General features: G+C 64.6%; 19 protein-coding genes. 11 read left to right on the forward strand and 8 right to left on the reverse strand.

Annotated elements, in window-relative coordinates:
- Positions 1–138: 138 nt before the first annotated feature.
- A complete protein-coding gene (locus ACS3WB_RS11520; RefSeq protein WP_438275698.1) occupies positions 139–2304 on the reverse strand; it encodes an anthranilate synthase component I in 2166 nt (721 codons plus the stop codon).
- Positions 2305–2805: 501 nt separating this feature from the next.
- Here ACS3WB_RS11520 and ACS3WB_RS11525 point away from each other — a divergent pair.
- On the forward strand, positions 2806–3303 hold the full coding sequence (locus tag ACS3WB_RS11525; protein ID WP_438275699.1) for a YbhB/YbcL family Raf kinase inhibitor-like protein: 498 nt from the start codon (positions 2806–2808) through the stop codon (positions 3301–3303).
- 217 nt (positions 3304–3520) lie between these two features.
- Here ACS3WB_RS11525 and ACS3WB_RS11530 read toward each other — a convergent pair whose 3' ends face one another.
- Together ACS3WB_RS11530 and petA are read right to left on the reverse strand one after the other, a co-directional pair.
- Entirely contained in the window at positions 3521–5581 is a 2061-nt protein-coding gene (locus ACS3WB_RS11530) for a cytochrome c1 (protein ID WP_438275700.1), read from the reverse strand.
- Between the two features lie 51 nt (positions 5582–5632).
- Positions 5633–6160: a ubiquinol-cytochrome c reductase iron-sulfur subunit gene (gene petA, locus ACS3WB_RS11535; protein WP_438275701.1), complete on the reverse strand. Its 528-nt coding sequence runs from the start codon at positions 6158–6160 to the stop codon at positions 5633–5635.
- A gap of 203 nt (positions 6161–6363) precedes the next feature.
- Between petA and ACS3WB_RS11540 the strand changes: the two genes are divergently transcribed.
- The 4 genes from ACS3WB_RS11540 (at position 6364) to hemF (ending at position 9041) form a co-directional block, all read left to right on the forward strand.
- Positions 6364–6831, forward strand: coding sequence for a tRNA (cytidine(34)-2'-O)-methyltransferase (locus ACS3WB_RS11540; RefSeq protein WP_438275702.1), 468 nt, complete (start codon positions 6364–6366; stop codon positions 6829–6831).
- Positions 6828–7460: a 7-carboxy-7-deazaguanine synthase gene (queE, locus tag ACS3WB_RS11545; protein ID WP_438275703.1), complete on the forward strand. Its 633-nt coding sequence runs from the start codon at positions 6828–6830 to the stop codon at positions 7458–7460. The genes ACS3WB_RS11540 and queE overlap by 4 nt, the downstream gene beginning before the upstream one ends.
- Positions 7461–7657: 197 nt before the next feature.
- On the forward strand, positions 7658–8023 hold the full coding sequence (locus ACS3WB_RS11550; protein WP_438275704.1) for a 6-pyruvoyl trahydropterin synthase family protein: 366 nt from the start codon (positions 7658–7660) through the stop codon (positions 8021–8023).
- A 133-nt stretch (positions 8024–8156) separates the two neighbouring features.
- Complete coding sequence (hemF, locus tag ACS3WB_RS11555) at positions 8157–9041, forward strand: oxygen-dependent coproporphyrinogen oxidase (protein ID WP_438275705.1); 885 nt, start codon at positions 8157–8159, stop codon at positions 9039–9041.
- 115 nt (positions 9042–9156) lie between these two features.
- On the opposite strand, the gene ACS3WB_RS11560 is transcribed toward hemF, so the two are convergent.
- The 4 genes from ACS3WB_RS11560 to ACS3WB_RS11575 are packed head-to-tail and all read right to left on the reverse strand — an operon-like array spanning position 9157 to position 11943.
- Positions 9157–10413: a CCA tRNA nucleotidyltransferase gene (locus tag ACS3WB_RS11560; protein WP_438275706.1), complete on the reverse strand. Its 1257-nt coding sequence runs from the start codon at positions 10411–10413 to the stop codon at positions 9157–9159.
- A complete protein-coding gene (locus ACS3WB_RS11565; RefSeq protein ID WP_412771904.1) occupies positions 10410–10673 on the reverse strand; it encodes a DUF6111 family protein in 264 nt (87 codons plus the stop codon). Before ACS3WB_RS11565 ends, ACS3WB_RS11560 begins: the two co-directional genes overlap by 4 nt.
- Positions 10670–11344 carry a CoA pyrophosphatase gene (locus ACS3WB_RS11570; protein ID WP_438275707.1) on the reverse strand — a complete coding sequence of 225 codons (675 nt, stop codon included), beginning with the start codon at positions 11342–11344 and terminating at the stop codon, positions 10670–10672. The genes ACS3WB_RS11565 and ACS3WB_RS11570 overlap by 4 nt, the downstream gene beginning before the upstream one ends.
- Positions 11341–11943, reverse strand: a complete 603-nt coding sequence (locus ACS3WB_RS11575; RefSeq protein WP_438275708.1) for a DUF1285 domain-containing protein — start codon at positions 11941–11943, stop codon at positions 11341–11343. Before ACS3WB_RS11575 ends, ACS3WB_RS11570 begins: the two co-directional genes overlap by 4 nt.
- A gap of 380 nt (positions 11944–12323) precedes the next feature.
- Here ACS3WB_RS11575 and ACS3WB_RS11580 point away from each other — a divergent pair, with 380 nt between their 5' ends.
- The 6 genes from ACS3WB_RS11580 to ACS3WB_RS11605 all read left to right on the forward strand — a co-directional run bounded on the left by ACS3WB_RS11580 (position 12324) and on the right by ACS3WB_RS11605 (position 22430).
- Positions 12324–13334 (forward strand): AAA family ATPase, encoded by a 1011-nt coding sequence (locus ACS3WB_RS11580; RefSeq protein WP_438275709.1) that lies wholly within the window; start codon positions 12324–12326, stop codon positions 13332–13334.
- Positions 13334–14275 carry a DUF58 domain-containing protein gene (locus ACS3WB_RS11585; RefSeq protein WP_438275710.1) on the forward strand — a complete coding sequence of 314 codons (942 nt, stop codon included), beginning with the start codon at positions 13334–13336 and terminating at the stop codon, positions 14273–14275. Before ACS3WB_RS11580 ends, ACS3WB_RS11585 begins: the two co-directional genes overlap by 1 nt.
- A complete protein-coding gene (locus ACS3WB_RS11590) occupies positions 14275–17085 on the forward strand; it encodes a DUF4159 domain-containing protein (protein ID WP_438275771.1) in 2811 nt (936 codons plus the stop codon). Before ACS3WB_RS11585 ends, ACS3WB_RS11590 begins: the two co-directional genes overlap by 1 nt.
- A 160-nt stretch (positions 17086–17245) precedes the next feature.
- On the forward strand, positions 17246–19309 hold the full coding sequence (locus ACS3WB_RS11595) for a hypothetical protein (protein WP_438275711.1): 2064 nt from the start codon (positions 17246–17248) through the stop codon (positions 19307–19309).
- A 222-nt stretch (positions 19310–19531) separates the two neighbouring features.
- Positions 19532–19969, forward strand: coding sequence for a DUF2946 family protein (locus ACS3WB_RS11600; protein WP_438275712.1), 438 nt, complete (start codon positions 19532–19534; stop codon positions 19967–19969).
- A gap of 118 nt (positions 19970–20087) precedes the next feature.
- The gene (locus tag ACS3WB_RS11605; RefSeq protein ID WP_438275713.1) at positions 20088–22430 is read left to right on the forward strand and encodes a TonB-dependent receptor; all 2343 of its coding nucleotides are present in this window, start codon (positions 20088–20090) and stop codon (positions 22428–22430) included.
- Between the two features lie 145 nt (positions 22431–22575).
- Here the strand turns inward: ACS3WB_RS11605 and ACS3WB_RS11610 are convergent, their stop codons facing one another.
- Positions 22576–23106 carry a GNAT family N-acetyltransferase gene (locus tag ACS3WB_RS11610; protein ID WP_438275714.1) on the reverse strand — a complete coding sequence of 177 codons (531 nt, stop codon included), beginning with the start codon at positions 23104–23106 and terminating at the stop codon, positions 22576–22578.
- Between the last annotated feature and the right edge of the window lie 33 nt (positions 23107–23139).

A 23139-nucleotide genomic window follows, 5' to 3' on the forward strand; every position in this document is an offset into this window, starting at 1 on the left:
CCTGAAGATGCAAGGCATCCTGATGCAGCGCTCCGAAGAAGCGCCAGTTTCTGGGCATCGCGGCAAGGAGATGGATATCAAATCTCCACGGTCAGGATGTGTCGGTCTCGGTCAGAACACGCCCGCGTATGACGTCATTTAGCGTTGCGCCCGCTCCCCCAGCCGGAACGCGTTCTCCACGATCCGCAAGCCCACCTCGCCCCCGAGCGACATCAGCGACTCCGGGTGAAACTGCACGCCGCCGACCGGCAGCGTCCTGTGCTCGATCGCCATCGGCACGCCGTCGTCGGTGGTCGCAGTCACCTCCAGCACGTCGGGCATGCCCTCGCGCTCGACATACAGCGAATGATAGCGGCCGATCACGATCTCATTCGGCAGATTGCGCATCAAGCGTCCGCCACGATTCTGCACGCGTGAGGGACGGCCATGCGCCGGCTGCGCGAGCTGGCCAAGCCGGCCGCCGAAATACTCGCCGATCCCCTGCACGCCGAGGCAGACGCCGAACACCGGCAGCTTCTTCTCCAGCGCGGTGCCGATGGTTTTAGCCATGCCGAAATCCTCCGGCCGGCCAGGACCGGGCGACAGCACCAGCAGGTCGTAATTCTGCGTGTTCAGCATGTCCTGGGCGTGGACATAGCGCACCACCGTGACGCGCGCGCCGACCTGACGGAAATAGTCCGCCAGCATGTGGACGAAACTGTCGTCGTGATCGATCAGCAGCACGCGCTTGCCGGAGCCGGTCGCGTCCGGCGCGACCGCCGAGAGCGGCTTCGGCGCGTCGCCGCGCAAGGCCTGGAACAGCGCGGCTGCCTTGGTCTGGCATTCGCGGTCCTCAAGCTCCGCCTTGCTGTCGAACAGGCAGGTCGCACCGACGCGCACCTCGGCGAGCCCATCCTTCATGCGGATGGTGCGGATGGTCAGGCCGGTATTGATCGATCCATCGAACCCGACGACGCCGAACGCGCCGGCATACCAGCGCCGCGCCGAACGCTCGTTGTCCTCGACGAACTGCATCGCCCACTTTTTCGGCGCGCCGGTCACCGTCACCGCCCAGGCGTGGGTGAGAAACGCGTCGAGCGCGTCGAAGCCGGGCCGCAAAATACCCTCGACGTGATCGACGGTGTGAAACAGCTTCGAATAGGTCTCGATCTGACGCCGCGCCAGCACCTTGATCGTTCCCGGCATGCAAATGCGCGCCTTGTCGTTGCGATCGACATCGGTGCACATGTTGAGTTCGAACTCGTCCTTCTCCGAATTGAGCAGTTCGCGGATCTGCTCGGCGTCGCCGATGGCGTCGGCGCCGCGCGCAATGGTGCCGGAGATCGGACAGGTCTCGATCCGGCGGCCGTCGCTGCGCACGAACATTTCCGGCGAAGCGGAAACCAGGAATTCGCCGTCGCCAAGATTGACGAGGCCGCCATAGGGCGACGGATTGATCCGGCACAGCCGCTGGAAAACTTCGGCCGGCGAGCGTTCACAGGGCTCGGCGAACAACTGCCCGGGCACCGCCTCGAACAGGTCGCCGCGCGCGAACGCGGCGCGCGCCGTTTCCACCGTGGCCTGATATTCGCCGGGGGCGTGGTCACTGAAACCCTGCCGCCCCGACCTGGCGTAGATGCTTTCCGGCGTGTCGTGCGGCAAGCCCGCGGTCGAACGGCCGTTCCACGCAAAATCGTACGACAGCACGACGCCGCGGCCGGTGGCGCGGTCGTAGGCCAGCAAACGGTCGGGCACGAACAGCACGATGTCGCGCTGGTCGGCCGCGCGCGCGCGCTTCTGCACCAGATCTTCCATCTGGAACACGAGGTCGTAAGCAAACGCGCCGTAAAGCCCGAGCATGGGATCGGCGCCTGATGCAAACGCCGCCACCAGCGCGCGCACCAGCGACATCACGCTGGGGCGCCGGGTGCGCTGGTCCTCTTCCACTGGCGCCTCGCCGCACACGATGTGGCCGGCGATGCGAAGCGCGGTGCTTTCGGTGACCACCACAAAAGGCTCACTCAGGGCCTCGCCCAGAAAGGCGATCAGCACCTCGCCGCGGGCATTGGTGGCCTCAATGGAAAAATTCCGACCCGTGGTTTCGATCCTGAGCGGCGGATCCGCAAAACCGAGATCGAAACTTTCATAGCGTCCCGGCACCGTGGTGCCCGACGACAGCACCAGGCCGCGGCGGCGGTCGAGCAGGTCGATCAGGTCGTCGAGCCGCCTGCCGCCGGTAAAATGCTCGATCGACCGGCTGACGGCGAGACCGCCGGCGGTCGCGTACTCGCTTTGCGCGGGAAGGGAAAAGACGGTCCTGTTCATGGAGTCCTCTTACGAGACCTGAAGAAGAAGCGCCACACAGGACAAACGAAAAAGGCCGTCGTTTCTGCATGACGGCCTTCGACGATCGGAATTGAAACAAAATCGCACCGGCCACCTTAGAAGGTGGGCCACCAGAGACGGAACGGGCGGACGATGCTGGTCATGGCCGCGAAATCATCATTCCGATGGTGCGCTGTCAAGAGCGTTCGAACAACGCCAATCGCGGTTGCGCGTGCCTCGATCCGCGCTAGATTTCCTTCACACACCTAGCAGGCTGTTGAAAAATCTCCGTCGTCATTCCGGGCGCCGCGCAAGCGGCGATCCGGAATCCGAAAAATGCGAAGAAAATCAGTGTGACTGGATTCCGGGTTCGTACCTTCGGTGTGCCCCGGAATGACGGTTGAAGACTTTTTCATTCAACTGCCTGCTAGAGCTTTGCTTCCGATGGGATCAGAAGCGGAACTCCATGATATTCATTTGACGCGTTTCCGGGAGAACAGCATGACGTTCAAGGTCGTGAGCGACAGTTTCAAGGACGGCGACTACCTCGCCAAGGATCATATCCTGTCGGCGGATTTCGGTCACGGCTGCGCGGGCGGCAACCGGTCGCCACACCTGCGCTGGAGCGGCGCGCCGGCGGGCACCAGGAGTTTCGCCGTAACCTGTTACGATCCGGATGCGCCGACCGGCAGTGGTTTCTGGCACTGGGTTGTCATTAATATCCCGCCATCGGTGACGGAGCTTGCGCTCGACGCCGGCAATCCCGACAGCGGCAAGCTTCCGAGGGGGGCGCTGCAGACCCGCACCGACTTCGGCTCCGCGTGCTACGGTGGCCCCTGCCCGCCCGAAGGGGATCACCCGCACCGCTATTTCTTCACCGTGCACGCCGTCGGAGCCAACATCAACGCGACAGCCGACACCTCGGCGGCGGTGATCGGGTTCCAGCTTCATTTCAACACGCTGGCGAAGTCGGCGATAATGGGCCTGTTCAAGCGCTGAACGACGTCAGTCGGGCGAATGCGAGAGGCGAGCGGCAATTCACTCCACCACCGTCATGGCAGGACCTGTTCCGGCCATCCACATCTTGGCAATCGACAAAAATGTCTCGCACAAAGCCGGGCATGAAAGAGTAACATCCCTCGCTGTTTGACAGCCTTGGTTGCAAACAATAAAGGCTCCCTCGCGGGAGCCTTTATTGTTTTGAATCCATGCGCGATCAATGCGCGTCGGCCCACACCGCCCTCTTGGTGAAGTAGAGCAGTCCCGCAAAGATGATCATGAAAATCATGACCTGCAGGCCGATACGCTTGCGCTCCTCAAGCTTCGGCTCGGCCGCCCACATCAGGAAAGCGGACACGTCCGTCGCATATTGATCAACCTTCTGCGGCGTCCCGTCGCTGTAGGTTATCTGATCGTCCGACAACGGGTTCGGCATCTTCATCGCATGACCGGGGAAGTACTTGTTGTAGAACGAACCGTCCGGCAGCGTGAAGCCATGCGGCGGGGAATCCTCGAAGCCGGTCAGGATGGCGTGGATGTAGTTCGGGCCTTTTTCCTGGAACTGCGTGAAGGCATCGAAGATGAACTGCGGAAAGCCGCGCTCATAGCCCCGCGCCTTGGCCATCAGCGAGAGATCGGGGGGCGCTGCGCCGCCATTGGCGGCGCGGGCAGCGTTCTCGTTCGGAAACGGCGCCGGAAACTTGTCGGCGATACGTCCCGGCCGTTCGAACATCTCGCCGGCATCGTTCGGCCCATCCTTGACCTGGATTTCGGAAGCCAGCGCCGTGGCCTGAGCCACGGTGAAGCCCGGACCACCCGGATCGGCCAGATTGCGATAATGCACGAGGTTCATCGAATGGCACGCAGAGCAGACTTCCTTGTAGACCTTGTAGCCGCGCTGCAACTGGGCCTGATCGAATCTGCCAAGCGGGCCCGCGAACGACCAGTTGAGCGACGGCGGGGTCGGCGCATGGTCGGCCGCTTGAGCCCTGGAACCGCTATCCCATACCAATAGCCCCGCGACAGCGAACACCGCCGCTAGAGAGGCCACGACGCCTTTCTTCCCCAGCACATCATCCGCGATCGAATTGGGCACGGGACGCGGTTTCTCGATGCGGCTCAGGATCGGCAGCACGATCAGGAAATAGGCGAAATAGCACCCCGTCAGGATACGCCCGGCAATGACGTAGACACCCTCCGGCGGCTTCGCGCCGAGATAGCCGAGGCCGATACAGACACCGACAAAGATCCAGAAGAACTGCTTGGCAAGCGGGCGATAGCGCAGCGAGCGGGTCTTGGCGGAATCGAGCCAGGGCAGGAAGGCCAGCACCAGGATGGCGGCGAACATCGCCGCCACGCCCGCGAGCTTGTTCGGGATCGAGCGCAGGATCGCGTAGAACGGCAGGTAGTACCATTCCGGCACGATGTGCGCGGGCGTCACGCCCGGATTGGCGGGGATGTAGTTGTCGGGATCGCCGAGATAGTTCGGAATGTAGAAGATGAACCAGCAATAGAACAGGATGAAGCAGGACAGGCCGAACGCGTCCTTGACGGTCGCGTAAGGCGTGAACGGCACCGTATCCTTCGCCGTCTTGGGCTCGACGCCGGCCGGATTGTTCTGACCGGCGACATGAAGCGCCCAGACGTGCAGCACGACCACGCCCGCGATCACGAACGGCAGCAGGTAGTGCAGCGAGAAGAAGCGGTTCAGCGTCGGATTGCCGACCGAATAGCCGCCCCACAGCAGGGTCACGATGCTTTCGCCGAAATAGGGAATGGCGGAAAACAGGTTGGTGATGACGGTCGCGCCCCAGAAGCTCATCTGGCCCCACGGCAGCACGTAGCCCATGAAGCCGGTCGCCATCATCAGCAGGTAGATGATGACGCCGAGGATCCAGAGGACTTCGCGCGGTTCCTTATAGGAGCCGTAATACAGGCCGCGAAGCATGTGGATATAGACGGCGATGAAGAACATCGAGGCGCCGTTGGAATGGAGATAACGCAGCAGCCAGCCGTAATCGACGTCGCGGACGATGGCTTCCACCGAGTTGAAAGCGAGGTCGGCCTGGGGCGTGTAATGCATCGCCAGGATGACGCCGGTGATGATCTGCACCCCCAGCATGAACGAGAGGATGCCGCCGAACGTCCACCAGTAATTCAGGTTGCGCGGCGTCGGATAGGCGACGAAGGATGAATGGATGAGGCCGAAGATCGGCAATCGCCGCTCGATCCATTTGAGGACGGAATTTTGCGGCTGAAACGTGGATGGTCCGCTCATGATGCGATCCTGAGGAATGAAACGACGCGTTCGGTTCGGGTCTTTTCGGCCTTATCCGATCTTGATCTTGCTATCGGAAACGAAGGCGTAAGGCGGAATGGGAAGATTGAGCGGGGCCGGCCCCTGGCGGATGCGGCCCGAGGAATCGTATTGCGAACCATGGCACGGACAGAAAAATCCGTCGTAATTGCCTTCATGCGCGATCGGGATGCAGCCGAGATGGGTACAGATGCCGATCACGACGAGCCACTGGTCATGGCCTTCCTTGACGCGGGCCGAATCCGGCTGCGGATCGGGCAGGCTCGCGACGTCGACCGACTGGGCTTCCTTAATCTGCTTGGCGGTGCGGTGCATGATGTAGATCGGCTTACCGCGCCAGAACACCTTGATGTCCTGCCCGTCGGCGATCGGGGAGAGATCGACCTCGATAGGCGCCCCGGCGGCGACCGTGGAAGCATCCGGGTTCAATTGGGCCACCAGCGGCCACGCCGCGGCAGCCGCGCCTACGGCGGCGACGGCGCCGGTTGCTACGAAAAGGAAATCACGGCGGCTATGTCCTGCCGAAGACGATGTCGTCACGATTCCAACCCTTTCTTATATCCTCTGCCGGTTTTGTCGCTGTTGGTGTAACCACTCCAGGGATGCATCTTGCGAGCGGCCGTTCTATTGGCATCGTCGCAGAGTGAGCGCAAGTGCGTTATCGGTCTCATTCGTGCAGTGCAATAAATTTCTCGGGAGCCGTGAAACCATGCCGGAAGTCACGTCATGAAAGCCCCGAGGTGATGCGGATTGCGCTTTTTCAACCCGATATCCCCCAGAATACCGGGACAATTCTGCGCCTCTGCGCCTGTCTCGGGGTCGAGGCCCATATCATCGAGCCGGCCGGTTTTCCGGTCTCGGATCGCCATTTCCGCCGGGCAGGAATGGACTATCTCGACCAGGTTGCCATCGTGCGTCACGATTCCTGGCCGAAATTTCAGGAGTGGCGTACCGAAGACGGCGGGCGGCTGGTGCTGTTCACGACCAAAAGCGCCCTGCCCTATCTGGATCATCAGTATTTTGATACCGATATCCTGTTGTTCGGCCGAGAAAGCGCCGGGGTCCCGGACGCCGTCGCAGCAGCCGCGGACGCACGTCTGGTGATACCCGTAAAGCCGGGCTTACGCTCGCTGAACGTCGCCATTGCCACCGCCCTGGCGGTAGGCGAGGCTCTGCGGCAGACCAGACCGGTGTCGGAAAGAACCTCGTGAGTTACGCAGTTAAGGAGATTTTTCTGACCCTGCAGGGCGAAGGCGCCCATGCGGGCCGGGCTGCGGTATTCTGTCGTTTCGCGGGCTGCAACTTGTGGAGCGGCCGCGAGGAAGACCGTGCTTCAGCCACCTGCCGGTTCTGCGACACGAATTTCGTGGGCACGGACGGGACGCTGGGCGGGCGCTACGCCACCGCCGACGCGCTGGCCGCTACCGTCGAGGCGCAATGGGCCGGACCGGCCCCCCAACGCTATACGGTGTTGACGGGAGGGGAGCCGCTGTTGCAGGTGGACAAGGCATTGGTCGACGCGCTGCACGCCCGCGGATTCGAGATCGGCATCGAGACCAACGGCACTATCGCACCGCCCGACGGTATCGATTGGCTGTGCGTCAGCCCCAAGGCCGGCGCCGATTTGCGCGTCACCAGGGGGCAGGAACTCAAGCTGGTCTATCCGCAGGCGGACGCGCGGCCCGAGGACTTCGCGGACCTCGCCTTCGAGCGGTTTTCGTTGCAGCCCATGGACGGACCGGACGCGGCCGGCAACACCGCGCGCGCCATCGACTACTGCCTGCGGCATCCGCAATGGCGGCTCAGCCTGCAGACGCACAAAACGCTGGGAATAAGGTAGGAATGCCAGAGCGGCGCCATCAACATTGCGCAGACGCAGCGACTCCCTCCGTGCAGCGCATTACGCTGCCGACAGTGTGGCCGGCTGCCGATCCGGATCGTTATGAAGGGAGCGCTTGGAAGCGTCCCGGTTCTGCGAAGCGGCATCGAAGATACCGCATCACGCCCGGGGCAGGTTGTCAGGAGCCGGTTTGACGAATGTGGGAGTTGACGAAATCGTTCCGTTTCGAGGCTGCGCATGCGCTGCCTGGAACGACGTTGGGAAATGCGAGCATGGAAATCCACGGCCATTCCTTCCGCGCCGAGGTGAGCGTCCGCGGCACGCCCGAACCCGCCACCGGGATGGTGCTCGATCTCGGCCTGCTCGCACGCCGCATGGACGAGGTCCGGAGCAAGCTCGATCATCGGTTTCTCAACGACGTCGCGGGGTTAGGCCCGCCGACGCTGGAAAATCTGGCCCGCTTCATCTGGGACCATGTCCAGCACGCAGGACAAGTGACGCGCATCAGCGTGCATCGCGACAGTTGCGGCGAAAGCTGCACTTATTTCGGGCCTGCAAATTGACCCCCGCTACTGGGAGCCGCCGGGGTTTGCCTTCGGCAACCGCGAACAATATTGGATTGCTTCGTGGCTGTCAGACGACGCTCCGTGTCGTCCCGAGTTCCTCGCAATGACAGAGTCTGTTAAGGAATTTGCAATGGACGCTTCCCTGCCCGAGGGCCGCAAGACCCGTGCCCGATCCTGGTTCGAGCAGTTGCGCGACGACATCTGCGCGGCCTTCGAAAAGCTGGAGGACGACGCGCCGGCGCAGCTCTACCCCGGCGAGGCCGGCCGCTTCGTGCGCACGCCATGGGAACGCACCGACCACACCGGCCAACCCGGCGGTGGCGGTGTCATGTCGATGATGCACGGACGGCTGTTCGAGAAAGTCGGGGTGCATTGTTCGACCGTGTATGGCGAATTCGCGCCGGAGTTTCGCGCACAAATTCCGGGAGCCGAGGCAGATCCCAAATTCTGGGCCTCGGGCATCTCCCTGATCGCACATATGCGCAATCCGCATATCCCCGCTGTTCACATGAACACGCGCTTCGTGGTGACGACGAAGGCCTGGTTCGGCGGCGGCGGCGACCTGACACCCGTGCTTATGCGGCGGCGCACGCAGGAGGATGCCGACAGCGTCGCATTCCACGCGGCGATGAAGGCGGCATGCGATGCCCATGCCGTGGCCGACTATGACAAATATAAAACCTGGTGCGATGAGTATTTCTATCTGCCGCACCGCAAGGAAGCGCGCGGCATCGGCGGCATCTTCTACGACTGGCACGACAGCGGCGACTGGGATGCCGACCTCGCCTTCACGCAAGATGTCGGACGCGCGCTGCTCAAGGTCTACCCCGAACTCGTGCGCCGCAACTTCAACACGCCGTGGACCGCGGCCGACCGCGAGGAGCAGTTGATCCGGCGCGGACGATACGCCGAATTCAATCTGCTCTACGACCGCGGCACCATTTTCGGGCTGAAGACCGGCGGCAACGTCGAGTCGATCCTGTCATCGATGCCGCCCGAGGTGAAATGGCCTTGACCAGTTTTCGAACGAACTGGAATCGGTTCGCGTGAAGCGCGGCAAAACAAATTCATGAAGCCCCGCTTCTGATCTCGTCGGAGGCGGAAACGCTCTGGCTATCTCGCGACCGCGCTCACAGCCGGTGATCGCGCGTGAACCGCGCGACGGTCTGGTCCGCGATCGCCGAAAGCTCTGCGGAATCGAGCGGGAAATCCGCCGCCAGCCAGGCATCTTCCGCGATCGTCAGGACGTGGCCCAGCGCCGGCCCCGCCGCTATTCCGCGGGCGATGAAATCCTCCGCCTTCAAAGGAAACGCCGGCGGCTGCCAGCGCTGCGGCAAGGTTGCGACGTTTCGCCACGGCGCCGGATCGGCCCCGAGACCCGCCCGCGCCCAGGCCTGCATCAGCCTGTCGCGGAAGCGCGGCGCGCCGAGCCGATAGATTCGCCGCCGTGCGGTCGCTTCGTCCATGCTGCCAAGCCGCCACCAGCGATGACCCATCGAATCCAGCTGCTTCGCCTCCACATTGGAAAGCCGCAGCCGCTGCGCGACCCGCCGGGCATCTTCGGTGACCGACACCGCAAGCGCCGCGAGCCGGCGGACCGGATCCGGCGGAAGCCCCAGCGCACACTCGGCGGCGATCATCGCCGTGAGAGGCCCGCGATAGGAGACGCCGCCGAGGATAGCCAGCAGCAGGCCACCATCCTCCATCGCGATCAGCGCCTTCACGGCACCCTCCGCGACCAGCAGCTTCAGCATTTCCGCTCGCAGCCGTTCGGCCGACAACGTGACAAGTCCTGCGCGACCGCGAATGCAGGCGAGATAACCGGCCCGGTCGGGCTCGCCCGCGCCATAGGCGGCATGGATGCGGAAGAAACGCAGAATACGCAGGTAATCCTCGGCAACGCGCCGGTCCGGATCGCCGATGAAGCGCACCCGCCTCGCCGCGATGTCCTCGAGCCCGCCGACATGGTCGTGCACCATCCCATCGCTGTCGACCGACAGGCCGTTGACGGTGAAATCGCGGCGCTCGGCATCGCGCGTCCAGTCGCGGCCGAACGCGACCCTGGCCTTGCGGCCGAAGGTCTCGACGTCCTCCCGCAGCGTCGTGACCTCGAATGGCCGACCCTCGACGACCAGGGTAACGGTGCCATGCTCGATCCCGGTCGGAATGCTCTTGATGCGGGCAGCGGCGGCGCGGCGGATTACCTCTTCGGGCAGCGCCGTGGTCGCGAAGTCGATCTCACCGACCAGCAGCCCCATCAAGGCGTTGCGTACCGCTCCGCCGACGACGCGCCCCTCCTCGCCTTCTTCATTGAGCAGCGCAAGAACGCGCGCCGCTGGACCTGATTTCAGCCAGCCCGCTTCACGCAGCGAGCGGACCGTGGTCACCTCTCGGCTCCGGGTACGAGCCTGCCATTCTCCATATGCGCCGGAATGTAGGTCGAATCAGGCGGCGCGCCCGAGAAGTGCGCCAGCAGGATGAAACTGACGACGACCAGTACCAGCGCCGCAAGCGAGAGCCTCAGGACGATGTGCGCCGGCCACGACGCGGCGATCATGAAGTCCACACGGTTGGCAATCAGATACGCAGCATAGATTGCGAACGGAACCAGGAAGATTCCGATCTCCATAAGAACCGGACGTATCATTTGAGATAGACTCGCTCATACAGCACGCGCAGGATACCGGCGGTAGCGCCCCAGATATAACGCTCCTCGAACGACATCTCGTAGAACGAGCGCATTCTGCCGCGGGATAGCTTCCAGCCCTGCTTGTGATTGTCCGGGTTCATCAGAAACGACAACGGCACTTCGAACGCCTCCTCCACTTCGCCCGCATTGAGGCGAAGGTCAAATCCCGGCTTCACCTGCGCCACTGTGGGCAGGATTCGAAAGCCGACGCTCGTGCCGTAGAGGTCAAGATAGCCGATCGGTTCGACGAAGTCGCGGGGAAGGCCGACCTCTTCCCATGCCTCTCGCAGCGCGGCATCGACCGGAGAGGCATCGGCCGCGTCGATTTTGCCGCCGGGAAACGCGATTTCGTTGGCGTGATCGCTGAGATGGGCGGCGCGCCGCGTCAGCAACACGGTCGGCTCCTGCCGCGCCACCACCGGGATCAGCACCGCCGCAGCCCGCAGCGGCTCGTCGCGGGCGATCTCCTGGAGCATGAAATCGCGGCCCTGATCGCTGGTCGAGGGGGCGATACCGGCGTCGGTCAGCCCGGCGGGGATGTCGAAGCGCAGCCGCGCCCGCGCGCGGTCGAAAAAATCTCCGGAGCCGTCATCGGTCGCGGGGCCCGTCTCCTCCACCGGCACGTTCAACCTGCGTCCCTCACCTGCTCCGCATCCGCCATCGCAAAAAACTCTCCGCCCGATTCGATACCGAACATCATCCGGCCATCGATCATTCGTTGCTCGCCCATGTCAACAAGATCGTAATACAACGCCCGCGTCACCTTTGCCCAGAGGCCGGCCCGGACGTGCAGATAGGGCTTCAATCCGCCCTTCTCCGAGGGCGCGAAGCGCAACTGATGCCCGGAATCGCATGGCACCCAGTCGCCGACATTGGTGCGGAACCGGAGCAGGCCATGTTCGCCACCCTCCCTGGCCATCTCGACGGCGACAAAGGGCGCGTCGTCGACCCGGATGCCGACCTTTTCCACCGGCGTCACCAGAAAGTGTTTGTCATCCTCCCGCTTCAGGATCGTGGAGAACAGCCGCACCAGCGCCGGCCGGCCGATCGGCGTTTTCATGTAAAACCAAGTGCCGTCGCCGGCGATCCGCAGGTCCAGATCGCCGCAAAACGGCGGATTCCACAGATGCACCGGGGGCAGACCCCTGCCGGCTGGGCCCGCGGCATCACGCGCCGCCGTTGCCAACCCATCCAGCGTCCGGCTATCGGAGCGCCCTTGCTTCGCCATGGTTTACCCCGACCTTGGTCGCTCTGTTCTGGCACAAAGAGGGACGCAAGCCCACTCGTCTGGTGGTTTCAGAAATTCGTTTCATATGCCCGACGGTCAAGCGAGGTTCTGAACCCCAACCATACCAGAATCATAAGGTTGCCAGTGAAGTGGATTTGACCGTCGCCAAGCCGTATTCGCAGCGAACGCGGCCAACTTCTAAGATCCGGGCACGAACTGTGGCTCGGCCGGAACCGGCAGGATAACTCGCCACTTCGTGATCCGATGGCTCGAATATCCGGTATTGTGGCAAGAGTTTAATTCCAGAAAGACACGGCGCTCGCATATGTTTGACGGACATGACGACGCAAACGGCGCGGCCTAGCCGCAAGGAGTGACGGATGGCTGTGGAAGCTGACAAGGGCGTCGAGAAGCTGGAAGACGTGATCGTTCGCTCGGCCGAGCAGGTCGCGGAGCAGATCCGTGCGGCGCGCGACGCGATTTCCGCCGTGATCTTCGGTCAGGACCGGGTTGTCGAAAACACATTGGTAACCATCCTGTCGGGTGGCCACGCGCTTTTGATCGGGGTCCCCGGCCTTGCCAAGACCAAACTCGTGGAGACGCTCGGCGTCACGCTCGGGTTAGATGCCAAGCGGGTTCAGTTCACGCCGGACCTGATGCCCTCCGACATCCTCGGCGCCGAGGTGCTTGACGAGAGCGGCGCGGGGAAGCGCTCGTTCCGCTTCATCGCCGGACCCGTGTTCGCACAACTCCTCATGGCGGATGAAATCAACCGCGCCAGCCCGCGCACGCAGTCGGCGCTGTTGCAGGCGATGCAGGAGCAACACATCACCGTCGCCGGCGCGCGTCACGACCTGCCGAAACCCTTTCACGTGCTGGCGACGCAAAATCCGCTGGAGCAGGAAGGCACCTATCCGCTGCCGGAAGCGCAACTCGACCGTTTCCTGATGGAGATCGACGTCGACTACCCGGATCGCGACGCGGAACGGCGCATCCTGTTCGAAACAACAGGCGCCGAGGAAACCCTGGCGAAGGCCGCGATGAACGCCGATGTCGTCCTCGCCGCGCAGCGGCTGGTGCGGCGGCTGCCGGTCGGCGACAGCGTGGTCGAAGCGATCCTGTCGCTGGTGCGCTCGGCGCGCCCCGGACCTGAAAGCGGCGACGCCGGAAAACTGATCGCCTGGGGACCGGGCCCGCGCGCCAGCCAGTCGCTGATGCTCGCGGTGCGCGCCCGCGCGCTGCTCGACGGACGTCTGGCACCGTCGATCGACGACGTGCTCGACCTCGCCGAGCCGGTGTTGAAGCATCGCATGGCGCTGACGTTTTCGGCCCGCGCCGAGGGGCGCACCATTTCCGACGTGATCGGACAACTGAAAACGCGGATCGGTTGATGGTCGCAGCCGCCGAGCATGTCCGGCAGGAAATCGAAGCAGTCAGACGTGCCGACGGTGAAAGCCGCACGCTGGCCGCGTCGCTGCCGCGGCTCGTGCTGGAAGCCCGCCGCATCGCCGCCAACGTGATTCACGGCCTGCACGGCCGCCGTCGCGCCGGCTCTGGCGAAAACTTCTGGCAATATCGCCGTTTTGTCTCCGGCGAACCGTCGCAGAATGTCGACTGGCGCCGTTCCGCGCGTGACGATCATCTCTATGTCCGCGAGCACGAATGGGAGGCCGCGCACACCGTGTGGCTCTGGCCCGACCGCTCGACCTCGATGGCTTTTGCGTCGCGGCAGGCTCGCGACAGCAAGCTCGAACGCGCTTTGATCGTGACCTTTGCAGTTGCGGAACTGCTGGTTGCCGGCGGCGAGCGGGTCGGCATTCCCGGACTGATGAATCCGACCGCGAGCCGCAACGTCATCGACAGGATGGCGCAGGCAATACTGCACGACGACCTCGCGCGCGCCAGCCTGCCGCCATCATTCGTGCCGCCGGCGCGATCGGAGATCGTGGTGCTATCCGACTTCTGGTCGCCGATCGCAGATATCCAGACCATGCTTGCCGGGCTGTCGGCCTCCGGCGCCCATGGCACGCTGCTGCAGGTGGTCGATCCCGCCGAGGAGACGTTCCCCTATTCGGGCCGCGTCGAGTTCGTCGAACCCGAAGACGGGCGCGTCATCACCGCGGGACGCGCCGAACGATGGGCCCGCGACTACGTCGCGCGCGTCGCGCTGCATCGCGACCAGATCCGCGAGGAAACCGACGCGCTCGGCTGGCTGTTTTCGACCCACAGAACCGACCGCTCCGCCGCCGAATTGCTGTTGTTCCTTCATGCCGGCATGACCGCCAGCAGGAGCGACACGGCGGGCTCCGTCAAAGCGGGGCGCATGGCATGATGTCGGCGCTTCCGCTGTCGTTCCTTCAGCCGCTGATGCTGCTAGGCCTGCTCAGCCTGCCGCTGCTCTGGTGGCTGTTGCGGGTGATGCCGCCGCGACCGCGACGTGTCGATTTCCCGCCGACGCGGCTCTTGTTCGACATCGCCGCGAAGGAAGAGACACCCTCGCGCACGCCGTGGTGGCTGACGGCGTTGCGGCTTGCGGCGGCGGCGCTGGTAATCTTCGCGGCGGCCGGACCGGTGTGGAATCCCAAGGCCGGCGCGACACGCTCGAGCGCGCCCTTGACGATCCTGCTCGACGACGGCTGGAGCGCGGCATCGAGCTGGGAAACGCGGATCAGGGCGGCGGATGAACTGATCACCGAGGCCGACCGCGACCAGCGCGGCGTTGCCATCGTTCCCTTGTCAGAACCGACGCATGACATCACGCTGATGCCGGCCGGCACGGCGCGCGTGGCGTTGCGCCAGCTCGCCCCGAAACCCTTCGCCGTCGAGCGCGTCGAGACGCTGCCGGCGCTCGAACGCTTCCTGAAGGCAACCGGCGACAGCAACGTCGTCTGGCTGTCCGATGGAATCGACAGCGGACGCGGGGCGGAATTCGTCGACGGTCTTCGCAAGGCGATCGGCGACCGTTCCCTCACCATTGTCGAGGGCGGCGCGCCGCCGGCGCATGCGCTGGTCGCAGCGGAAAATGCCGCCGCCCGAATGACGGTGAAGGTCTTGCGCAGCGCCGTAAATGGTCCGCAAGCCGGCGTCGTCCGGGCGCTCGACCAGAAGGGCTCGCCGATCGGCGAGACGCGCTTCGCGTTTCCGCCGCAGGACCGCGAAATCGAAGCCGCGTTCGACCTGCCGCTGGAGTTGCGCAACGACATCGCCCGCCTCGAAATCGCCGGCGAACGATCCGCGGGCGCGGTGCAGTTGCTGGACAAGCGCTGGCGCCGCCGCGCCATCGGCGTGGTCAGCGGATCGAGCGCGGATACGGCGCAGCCGCTGCTCGCCTCGACGTTCTATCTGACGCGCGCGCTGGGGCCGTTCGCCGATGTCCGACTCGGCGACAAAGGGGCGCCGCAGCAGGTCGTCACCCAGTTCCTCGATCAGAAGCTGCCGATGATCGTCATGGCCGACGTCGGCGCATTGTCGCCGGAGCTGCGTCAGCGCATCGACGCCTGGCTCGATCGCGGCGGTGTGCTGGTGCGGTTCGCGGGGCCGCGCCTGGCGCAGGCCGACGACGATCTGGTGCCGGTGAAACTGCGTCACGGCGGCCGCAGCCTCGGCGGCAGCATGACGTGGGAAAAGCCGCAACATCTCGCCGCCTTCGCCGCGGACGGGCCGTTCGCGGGCCTCGCGGTACCGAACGACGTCACCGTCAGCCGGCAGGTGCTGGCCGAACCGGATGCGGCGCTGGCGGCGAAGAGTTGGGCGTCGCTCGTCGACGGCACGCCGCTCGTGACCGGCGAACGCCGCGGAAGGGGCTTGCTTGCCCTGTTCCACGTCAGCGCCGACATGCGCTGGTCCGATCTGCCGATGTCAGGCACCTTCGTCGAGATGCTGCGGCGGATCGTCGATGCTTCCGGCTACACGGCGAACACCGGCAAGACCGACACCGACACAAAGGCTGAAACAGTCGCGCCGCTGCGGACGCTCGACGGCTTCGGCGCTTTCACCCCGCCGCCAGCTACCGCCAAACCCCTGCCGGTCAACTACCGCGGCCGCGGCACCGTCGAACATCCCCCTGGGTTCTACGGACCGGTAGACGGCCCGATTGCGGTCAATACGCTGGCGGCCACCGACCGGATCGTGCCGCTGGACACCTCGACACTGAACGCGCGCCGGGCGAGTTTCACCAATGCCGAACCGCACGATCTCCGCGGCATCCTACTGTCGTCGGCGCTGGCACTCTTTCTGGTCGACGCCGTCATCGTGGCGCTGCTTGGCGGGGGGCTCGCTGCATTGCTGCGCCGCCGCGCAGCCCATGCCGCGCTGGCTCTCGCGCTTGCATTGCCGATCATCGCGATGGCGCCCTCACCTTCGCGCGCCGACAGCGCGAAGGACGAGTTCGCGATGAAGGCGACCTCGCAGACCCGGCTGGCCTATGTCGTGACCGGCAACGCCGACGTCGACAACATCGTCAAGGCCGGGATGAGCGGGCTTACTTTGTTTCTGGCGCAGCGCACGGCGCTGGAAGCCGGCGATCCGGTCGGCATCGACCCGGCGCGCGACGAACTGGCGTTCTTCCCGCTGATCTACTGGCCGGTGGTACCGGGCGCGCCGAAGCCGTCGCAAAGCGCCCTCAACAAGATCGACGCTTACATGAAGCAGGGCGGAACGGTTCTGTTCGATACCCGCGATGCGATCGATGCACTGCCGGGCGAGGGCGGTGAATCGCAAACGCCGGGAATGCAGGAACTGCGCACCATTCTTTCATCACTCGACATCCCTGAGCTCGAGCCGGTGCCGCACGAGCATGTGCTGGCGAAGACGTTCTATCTGCTGCACGACTTTCCCGGCCGCTTCACCACCGGCCAGACCTGGGTGGAAGCGCTGCCGCGCGACGAGGACGACGACGCTGCATCGCGGCCAGCGCGTGGCGGCGACGGCGTCTCGCCGATCATCATCACCTCGAACGATCTTGCGGGCGCATGGGCGATGCGTCCCGACGGCCAACCAATGCTGCCGCTCTCGCCAGGCGAACCGCGGCAACGCGAATTCGCCTTCCGCGCGGGCGTGAACATCGTGATGTACACGCTGACCGGCAACTACAAGGCCGACCAGGTCCATGCGCCGGCGCTGATCGAACGGCTGGGGCAGTGACGATGAACTCGCCAACATGTTCAGTTGTCATGGCCGGGCAAAAGCGCGAAGCGCGTCTTCGCGCAGATGTCCCGGCCATCCACGCCTTGGCACTCGTCGAGAAAGACGTGGATATCCGGCACAAGGCCGAGCATGACGCAGTGCGTGGAACACCATCCGCATGACCTACGGCGTCGCCTTCACCCCGCTGGTTCCCGTGATCGTGCTGTGGGCCGCGCTCGCCGCGATCATCGTGATCGCGGTGCTTCTCGTGATCGCGCGCGCGCGGGGCGCGGCGGTACGCGTGGCGGCGCTGGCGCTGATCCTGCTCGCGCTCGCCAATCCGTCCTTCACCCGCGAGGAGCGCGAACCGCTGTCTTCAGTGGCTGCCGTCATCGTCGACAAGAGCCCGAGCCAGGATTTCGGCGACCGCACCGACCAGACTGCGAAGGCGCGCGAGGCGCTGGTCCACCGCCTCAAGCAGATCAAGGGACTCGAGGTCCGGGTCGTCGATGCGGGCCAGGCGGACGGCGAGACCGACGGCACCAAGCTGTTCTCGGCGTTGTCCTCCACGCTATCGGACGTGCCGACCGACCGCGTCGCCAGCGCGTTCCTGATCACCGACGGACGCGTTCACGATATTCCGGACAACGTCGCCGCGCTGGGATTCAAGGCGCCGGTCCACGCCCTGATCACCGGACACAAGGATGAACGCGATCGCCGTGTCGCGATCGTGGCGGCGCCGCGTTTCGGCATCGTCGGCCAGAGCCAGACCATCACCTACCAGCTCGACGATCAGGGCGTCAGCGGCGAGCGCGCGAAAGTGGTCGTGCGCCGCGACGGCGAGGTCATCAGCGAGCGCACCGTTCTGAGCGGGCAGACCGTCAATGTCGATGTCGCCATCAAACACGCCGGACAGAACATCGTCGAGATCGAGGCCTCGCCGCTTGAGAACGAACTCACGCCGATCAATAACCGCGCCGTGGTGCCGATCGACGGCGTCCGCGACAAGCTGCGCGTGCTGCTGGTGTCGGGCGAGCCGCATTCCGGCGAGCGCACCTGGCGCAACCTGCTCAAATCGGACCCCAGCGTCGATCTGGTCCACTTCACGATCCTGCGTCCACCCGAAAAGCAGGACGGCACGCCTATCAACGAGCTGTCGCTGATCGCATTTCCGACGCGCGAACTGTTCCAGCAGAAGATCAATGAATTCCAGTTGATCATCTTCGACCGCTATGCGCGCCAGGGCGTGCTGCCGACCGCCTATTTCGACAACATCGCGCGTTACGTGCGCGCGGGCGGCGCTGTGCTGGTCTCGGCCGGTCCCGATTACGCCTCGAACACCAGCATCTGGCGGACCCCGCTCGATACGGTGCTGCCCGCCGAGCCCGTCGGCGTCACCGAAAAGCCGTTCCACGCACGGCTGAGCGATGCCGGAAAGCGCCATCCGGTCACCCGCGCCCTCGAAGGATCCGCGAACGATCCGCCGCACTGGAGCCGGTTTTTCCGCGAGGTCGATACCCGCAACGTTTCGGTGCCGCCGGTGATGACCGGCGCGGACGGCAAGCCGCTATTGTTGCTGTCGCGCTATGACGAAGGACGCGTCGCGCTGCTGTTGTCGGATCACATCTGGCTATGGGCGCGCGGTTATGAGGGCGGCGGTCCATATCTTGACCTGCTGCGGCGGACTGCGCACTGGCTGATGAAGCAGCCCGAACTCGACGAGGAGGCGCTGCGGCTCGAAGTCCATGGCAAGGACCTCGTCGTTCAGCGCCAGACCATGGCCGACAGCGTCACGCCGGTCATCGTGACGTCGCCGTCCGGCAAGAAACGCGAACTGACGCTGAGCGCCGGCGAGCCTGGCCTGTGGAAGGCAACATTGACGGCGGACGAACTCGGATTGTGGCAGGCGACCGACGGGACGCTGAACGCGCTGGTCAATGTCGGCCCGGTCAATCCGAAGGAATTCTCCGAGGTGACCTCGACCGTCGACGAACTCAAGCCGCTGGCGCAGGCCAGCGGCGGCGATGTCCGGCGGATTGCGGAGGGTTCGGGCGTCGACATTCCGCGCATCGTTCCGGTACATGCCTCAAGCGTGTTTCGCGGCGACGGCTGGATGGGCGTGCGGATGCGCGACGCCAGCGTGGTGCGCGGCGTCGGCGTGCTGCCAGTGTTCGCCGGACTGATCGGCCTGTTGATGCTGCTCGGCGCCTTCGCCGCGACCTGGCTGCGCGAGGGGCGCTGATCCCCGGCGCAACCGGCTTGATGTGACGCGACCCACGAAACCGGTCCGCTCGCCCGAAATGCCCCACGACCGTGACCGCGATCCCACACTTCCCGGTCAATGATGTCGCCCGGCCCCGGCACCGCAAACTCCGGTTGACATCCGCGCCCCGATGAGGCGATGTTATATTATAACATCTTGGGCGCACCGAGGACGAACTCCGCGGCGGGGGCTTGTAACTGCATGAAGTGGTTCCGGTCGAACATCAAACATGGATCGCGGCTCGCGCTGCTCGCGCTTGCGATCCAGTTGGTGCTGTCGTTCGGACATCATCACGGCACTGCCGCGCTCGCGTCACCGGCGCTCGCGTCACCGGCGGTCGCTATGCAGCCGAGCGGCGCATCCACGCCTCTTGCGACCAAAGCCGCCGTCGCGAATCCCGCCAGGGCATCAGCATCGGCCGAGAGTCCGGCCGGCCCGGCGTCAGGTCACCATCAGGACAGCGACACCTGCGCGATTTGCGCCGTCATGGCGCTCGCCGGCACGGTGCTGTTCACCGAGCCTCCGGTTTTGCTGCTGCCGGAGACCTATCATTTTCTCTATCTGACCACCGACGCCGAGTTCAACCACATCAAGCCGCGGCACGTTGTTTCACAGCCGCGCGCGCCTCCCGCCTCCTGACGTCGACCGCTCGGCGACGCCCGCGCGTTGGCGCAGCCGTTGCCGATGAGTTTCGCCATCGATTTCGACGGCCGCCGGCCCGCTACGGGTCGATATCGGCCACGTCAGGACCAATCAAATGTCAGTTTCTTCCCATCGCTTGCTGGCGATCGCGCGCCTCGGCGCAGCGACGCTTCCAGCTCTTGCCATGACGATCCCCGATCAAGCCTCGGCCCAGACCACTCTGCCCGGCATCGTGGTCAACGCCCCCAGTCCCATCGTGCACCGCGCGCGCCCTTCCCGAACGAAGCCCACGCACACGGTCCGTCGCGGCAGGACAACACCTCCATCCACCGCGCGACAAACCGAGGAAGCTGCGGCTGCTCCGCCGGCCTCGCCTCCCGCTGATCTGCCGGGCACGTTGCCTATCGTGACCGATCAGTTCGCCACCGTGACCGTGGTCCCCAATGACGAGATCCGGCGCAGCGGGGCCGCAACGCTGGGCGATCTGCTCAACAACAAACCCGGCATCACCGGCTCCTCGTTCGCGCCCGGGGCATCGAGTCGGCCCATCATTCGCGGGCTCGACGTCAATCGCGTCGGCATCGTGGAAAACGGCATCGGAAGCAACGGCGCGTCCGATCTCGGCGAGGACCATTTCGTGCCGATCGATCCGCTTTCGACCAATCAGGTCGAGGTGATCCGCGGCCCCGCCACGCTGCGCTACGGCTCGACGGCGATCGGCGGCGTCGTCAGCGCCAGCAACAACCGCATTCCCGAAACCACGCCGTGCGCGCCGCCGCTGACGACGCAAACCTATGGCTACGACGTCAAGGCGCCGCAATTGCCGCCCTCCTCCGGCTGCGTGAGCGTCGAGACGCGAGGGGCGGTCTCGAGCGTGGACCAGGGTCGCGAAGGCGGGGTTCTGCTCGATGCGGGCGGCAACAACGTCGCGATTCACGCCGATGCCTTCGCGCGGCGGACCGATGACTATGCGATCCCCGGCGGCGTGCAGAAGAACTCCTCGACCGACTCGAACGGAGGCTCGGTCGGCGGCTCTTACCTATTCGACGGCGGGTTCATCGGAGCCGCGATCACGCAGAACAACAGCCTGTACCATATTCCGGGCCACGAGGGCGAAGAGGTCGGCACCCGGATCGATGCGCATCAGACCAAGTTCACCGCAAAAGGCGAATACCGGCCCGATGCAGCGGCGGTCGATGCCATCCGCTTCTGGGTCGGCGCGACCGACTACAGGCACAACGAACTTGGGCTTGCCGATGCGGCCGATCCGGCCAGCGACGGCGTACGCCAGACCTTCACCAACAAGGAGCAGGAAGGCCGGATGGAAGTGCAACTCGCTCCGTTCGACCTGCGCTTCGCCGCCCTGACGACCGCGATCGGCGTGCAGGCGTCACATCAGGAACTGACCGCGCCGAGCCCGGACGATCCATTAGGCCCGCTCAACGGCCTGTGGGATCCAAACAGCAACGCAAAGCTTGCTGGCTACGTTTTCAACGAGTTCAAGTTCAGCGAGACAACCAAGGCCCAGGTCGCCGGCCGGATCGAACACGTGAACCTCAGCGGCTCGACTCCCAGCGTCATTCCCGAACTGTTCGATCTCACCACCGATCCCGGCGCGATCGGCGCCGCAATGCCCCGCGCGCTGAACTTCACGCCGGCGAGCGCCAGCGTCGGCCTGATCCAGGATCTGCCCTGGAATCTCGTGGCCAGCCTGACCGGGCAATACGTCCAGCGCGCGCCGAAGCCGGCCGAACTGTTCTCGCGCGGCGCGCATGATGCGACGGAAACCTTCGACATCGGCAATCCGAACCTCGGCATCGAGACCGCGAAGTCGATCGAGGCGGGATTGCGCCGCGCGGCCGGACCGCTGCGCTTTGAACTGACCGGCTACTACACGCGGTTCAACGGCTTCATCTACCGGCGCCTGACCGGCAACACCTGCGAGGAGACGACTTGCGCGGCCGGGCCGGGTCTGGAACTGAACCAGGCCGTCTATTCCCAGACCGACGCCGTTTTCCGCGGCGGCGAATTCCAGTTTCAATACGATGTCCTGCCGGCGTGGGCCGGCCTGTTCGGCATCGAGGGGCAGTACGACATTGTTCGCGCGACCTTCACGGACGGCTCCAACGTGCCGCGAATTCCGCCGCAGCGTCTCGGCGGAGGCGTCTATTATCACGACGCCAACTGGCTGGCTCGCATCAACCTGCTCCACGCCTTCGCGCAAAATGACGTCAGCGGCGTGGAGACGCCGACCCCCGGCTACAATCGGCTCCGCGCCGAGGTCAGCTATACGACCACTCTCTCAAAGAACGATTGGTGGGGAGCGCAGAAGGTGACCGTCGGTCTCGTCGGCGACAATCTGCTGAACGAGCAGATCCGCAATGCCGTCGCCTACAACAAGGACGAGGTATTGCTGCCCGGGCTGAACGTGCGGCTGTTCGCGAACGTGAAGTATTGAGTTGTCCTGTCCTGTCATGGCCGGATTTATTCCGGCCATCCACGTCTTTTTCGTTTCGACTGAAGTTGGCTAAAGACGTGGATGCCCGTGACACGCAGGGGCATGACGACAGCAACAAACAGCAGACGCGGCAAAGGGTATCACCTCAACTTGCCGCCGGCGTCTCCCGCGCGAACGTCCAGTCCGGCCGGACCATGCCGGACACGCCCTCGAACGCACCGGGGACGAGTTCGCACACCAACAGTCGCGCCCGATCGACCGGGCCCGGCATATCGACCTGCCCTTTCGGAATCACCTTGAAGCCGGCGCGGCCGTAATAGGGCTCGTCGCCGACCAGAACCACGAGACGATGTCCTTTTGTTTTCGCCTCGCCGAGCGCGCGATCGAGCAGCGCGCGGCCGATCCCGCGGCCGCGGAACGGCGGCTCGACTGTCAACGGGCCGAGCAGCAGCGCCGGCGTGTCGCCGATGCAGACCGGCAACAGCCTGACCGAGCCCACCATCAACGTACCGATGCGGGCGGTAAAGGACAACTCAAGCAAATGATCGACATGCTCGCGCAGCCGGTACGCGCTGAGCACGAAGCGGCCCGGACCGAACGTGCGTTCGTGCAGACGCTCGATGGCCTGTGCGTCGTTGGCGGTCTCGGTCAGGATGGTCAGGGACAGATCAGACATGGAAGGGGCGGGATAGCACCTGCCACGGGCGCG

It is taken from the genome of Nitrobacter sp. (assembly GCF_051535215.1).
Taxonomy (GTDB): domain Bacteria; phylum Pseudomonadota; class Alphaproteobacteria; order Rhizobiales; family Xanthobacteraceae; genus Nitrobacter.

Bases quoted from the DNA above. Each gene is read 5' to 3' on its own strand.
- ACS3WB_RS11590 (WP_438275771.1), top strand. From the start codon at position 14,275: ATGTCGGCGCTTCCGCTGTCGTTCCTTCAGCCGCTGATGCTGCTAGGC.
- ACS3WB_RS11585 (WP_438275710.1), top strand. From the start codon at position 13,334: ATGGTCGCAGCCGCCGAGCATGTCCGGCAGGAAATCGAAGCAGTCAGA.
- ACS3WB_RS11575 (WP_438275708.1), bottom strand. From the start codon at position 11,943: ATGGCGAAGCAAGGGCGCTCCGATAGCCGGACGCTGGATGGGTTGGCA.
- ACS3WB_RS11580 (WP_438275709.1), top strand. From the start codon at position 12,324: ATGGCTGTGGAAGCTGACAAGGGCGTCGAGAAGCTGGAAGACGTGATC.
- hemF (WP_438275705.1), top strand. From the start codon at position 8,157: ATGGACGCTTCCCTGCCCGAGGGCCGCAAGACCCGTGCCCGATCCTGG.
- ACS3WB_RS11530 (WP_438275700.1), bottom strand. From the start codon at position 5,581: ATGAGCGGACCATCCACGTTTCAGCCGCAAAATTCCGTCCTCAAATGG.
- ACS3WB_RS11525 (WP_438275699.1), top strand. From the start codon at position 2,806: ATGACGTTCAAGGTCGTGAGCGACAGTTTCAAGGACGGCGACTACCTC.
- ACS3WB_RS11565 (WP_412771904.1), bottom strand. From the start codon at position 10,673: ATGATACGTCCGGTTCTTATGGAGATCGGAATCTTCCTGGTTCCGTTC.
- ACS3WB_RS11610 (WP_438275714.1), bottom strand. From the start codon at position 23,106: ATGTCTGATCTGTCCCTGACCATCCTGACCGAGACCGCCAACGACGCA.
- ACS3WB_RS11520 (WP_438275698.1), bottom strand. From the start codon at position 2,304: ATGAACAGGACCGTCTTTTCCCTTCCCGCGCAAAGCGAGTACGCGACC.
- ACS3WB_RS11600 (WP_438275712.1), top strand. From the start codon at position 19,532: ATGAAGTGGTTCCGGTCGAACATCAAACATGGATCGCGGCTCGCGCTG.
- ACS3WB_RS11550 (WP_438275704.1), top strand. From the start codon at position 7,658: ATGTGGGAGTTGACGAAATCGTTCCGTTTCGAGGCTGCGCATGCGCTG.
- ACS3WB_RS11540 (WP_438275702.1), top strand. From the start codon at position 6,364: ATGCGGATTGCGCTTTTTCAACCCGATATCCCCCAGAATACCGGGACA.
- ACS3WB_RS11605 (WP_438275713.1), top strand. From the start codon at position 20,088: ATGTCAGTTTCTTCCCATCGCTTGCTGGCGATCGCGCGCCTCGGCGCA.
- ACS3WB_RS11595 (WP_438275711.1), top strand. From the start codon at position 17,246: ATGACCTACGGCGTCGCCTTCACCCCGCTGGTTCCCGTGATCGTGCTG.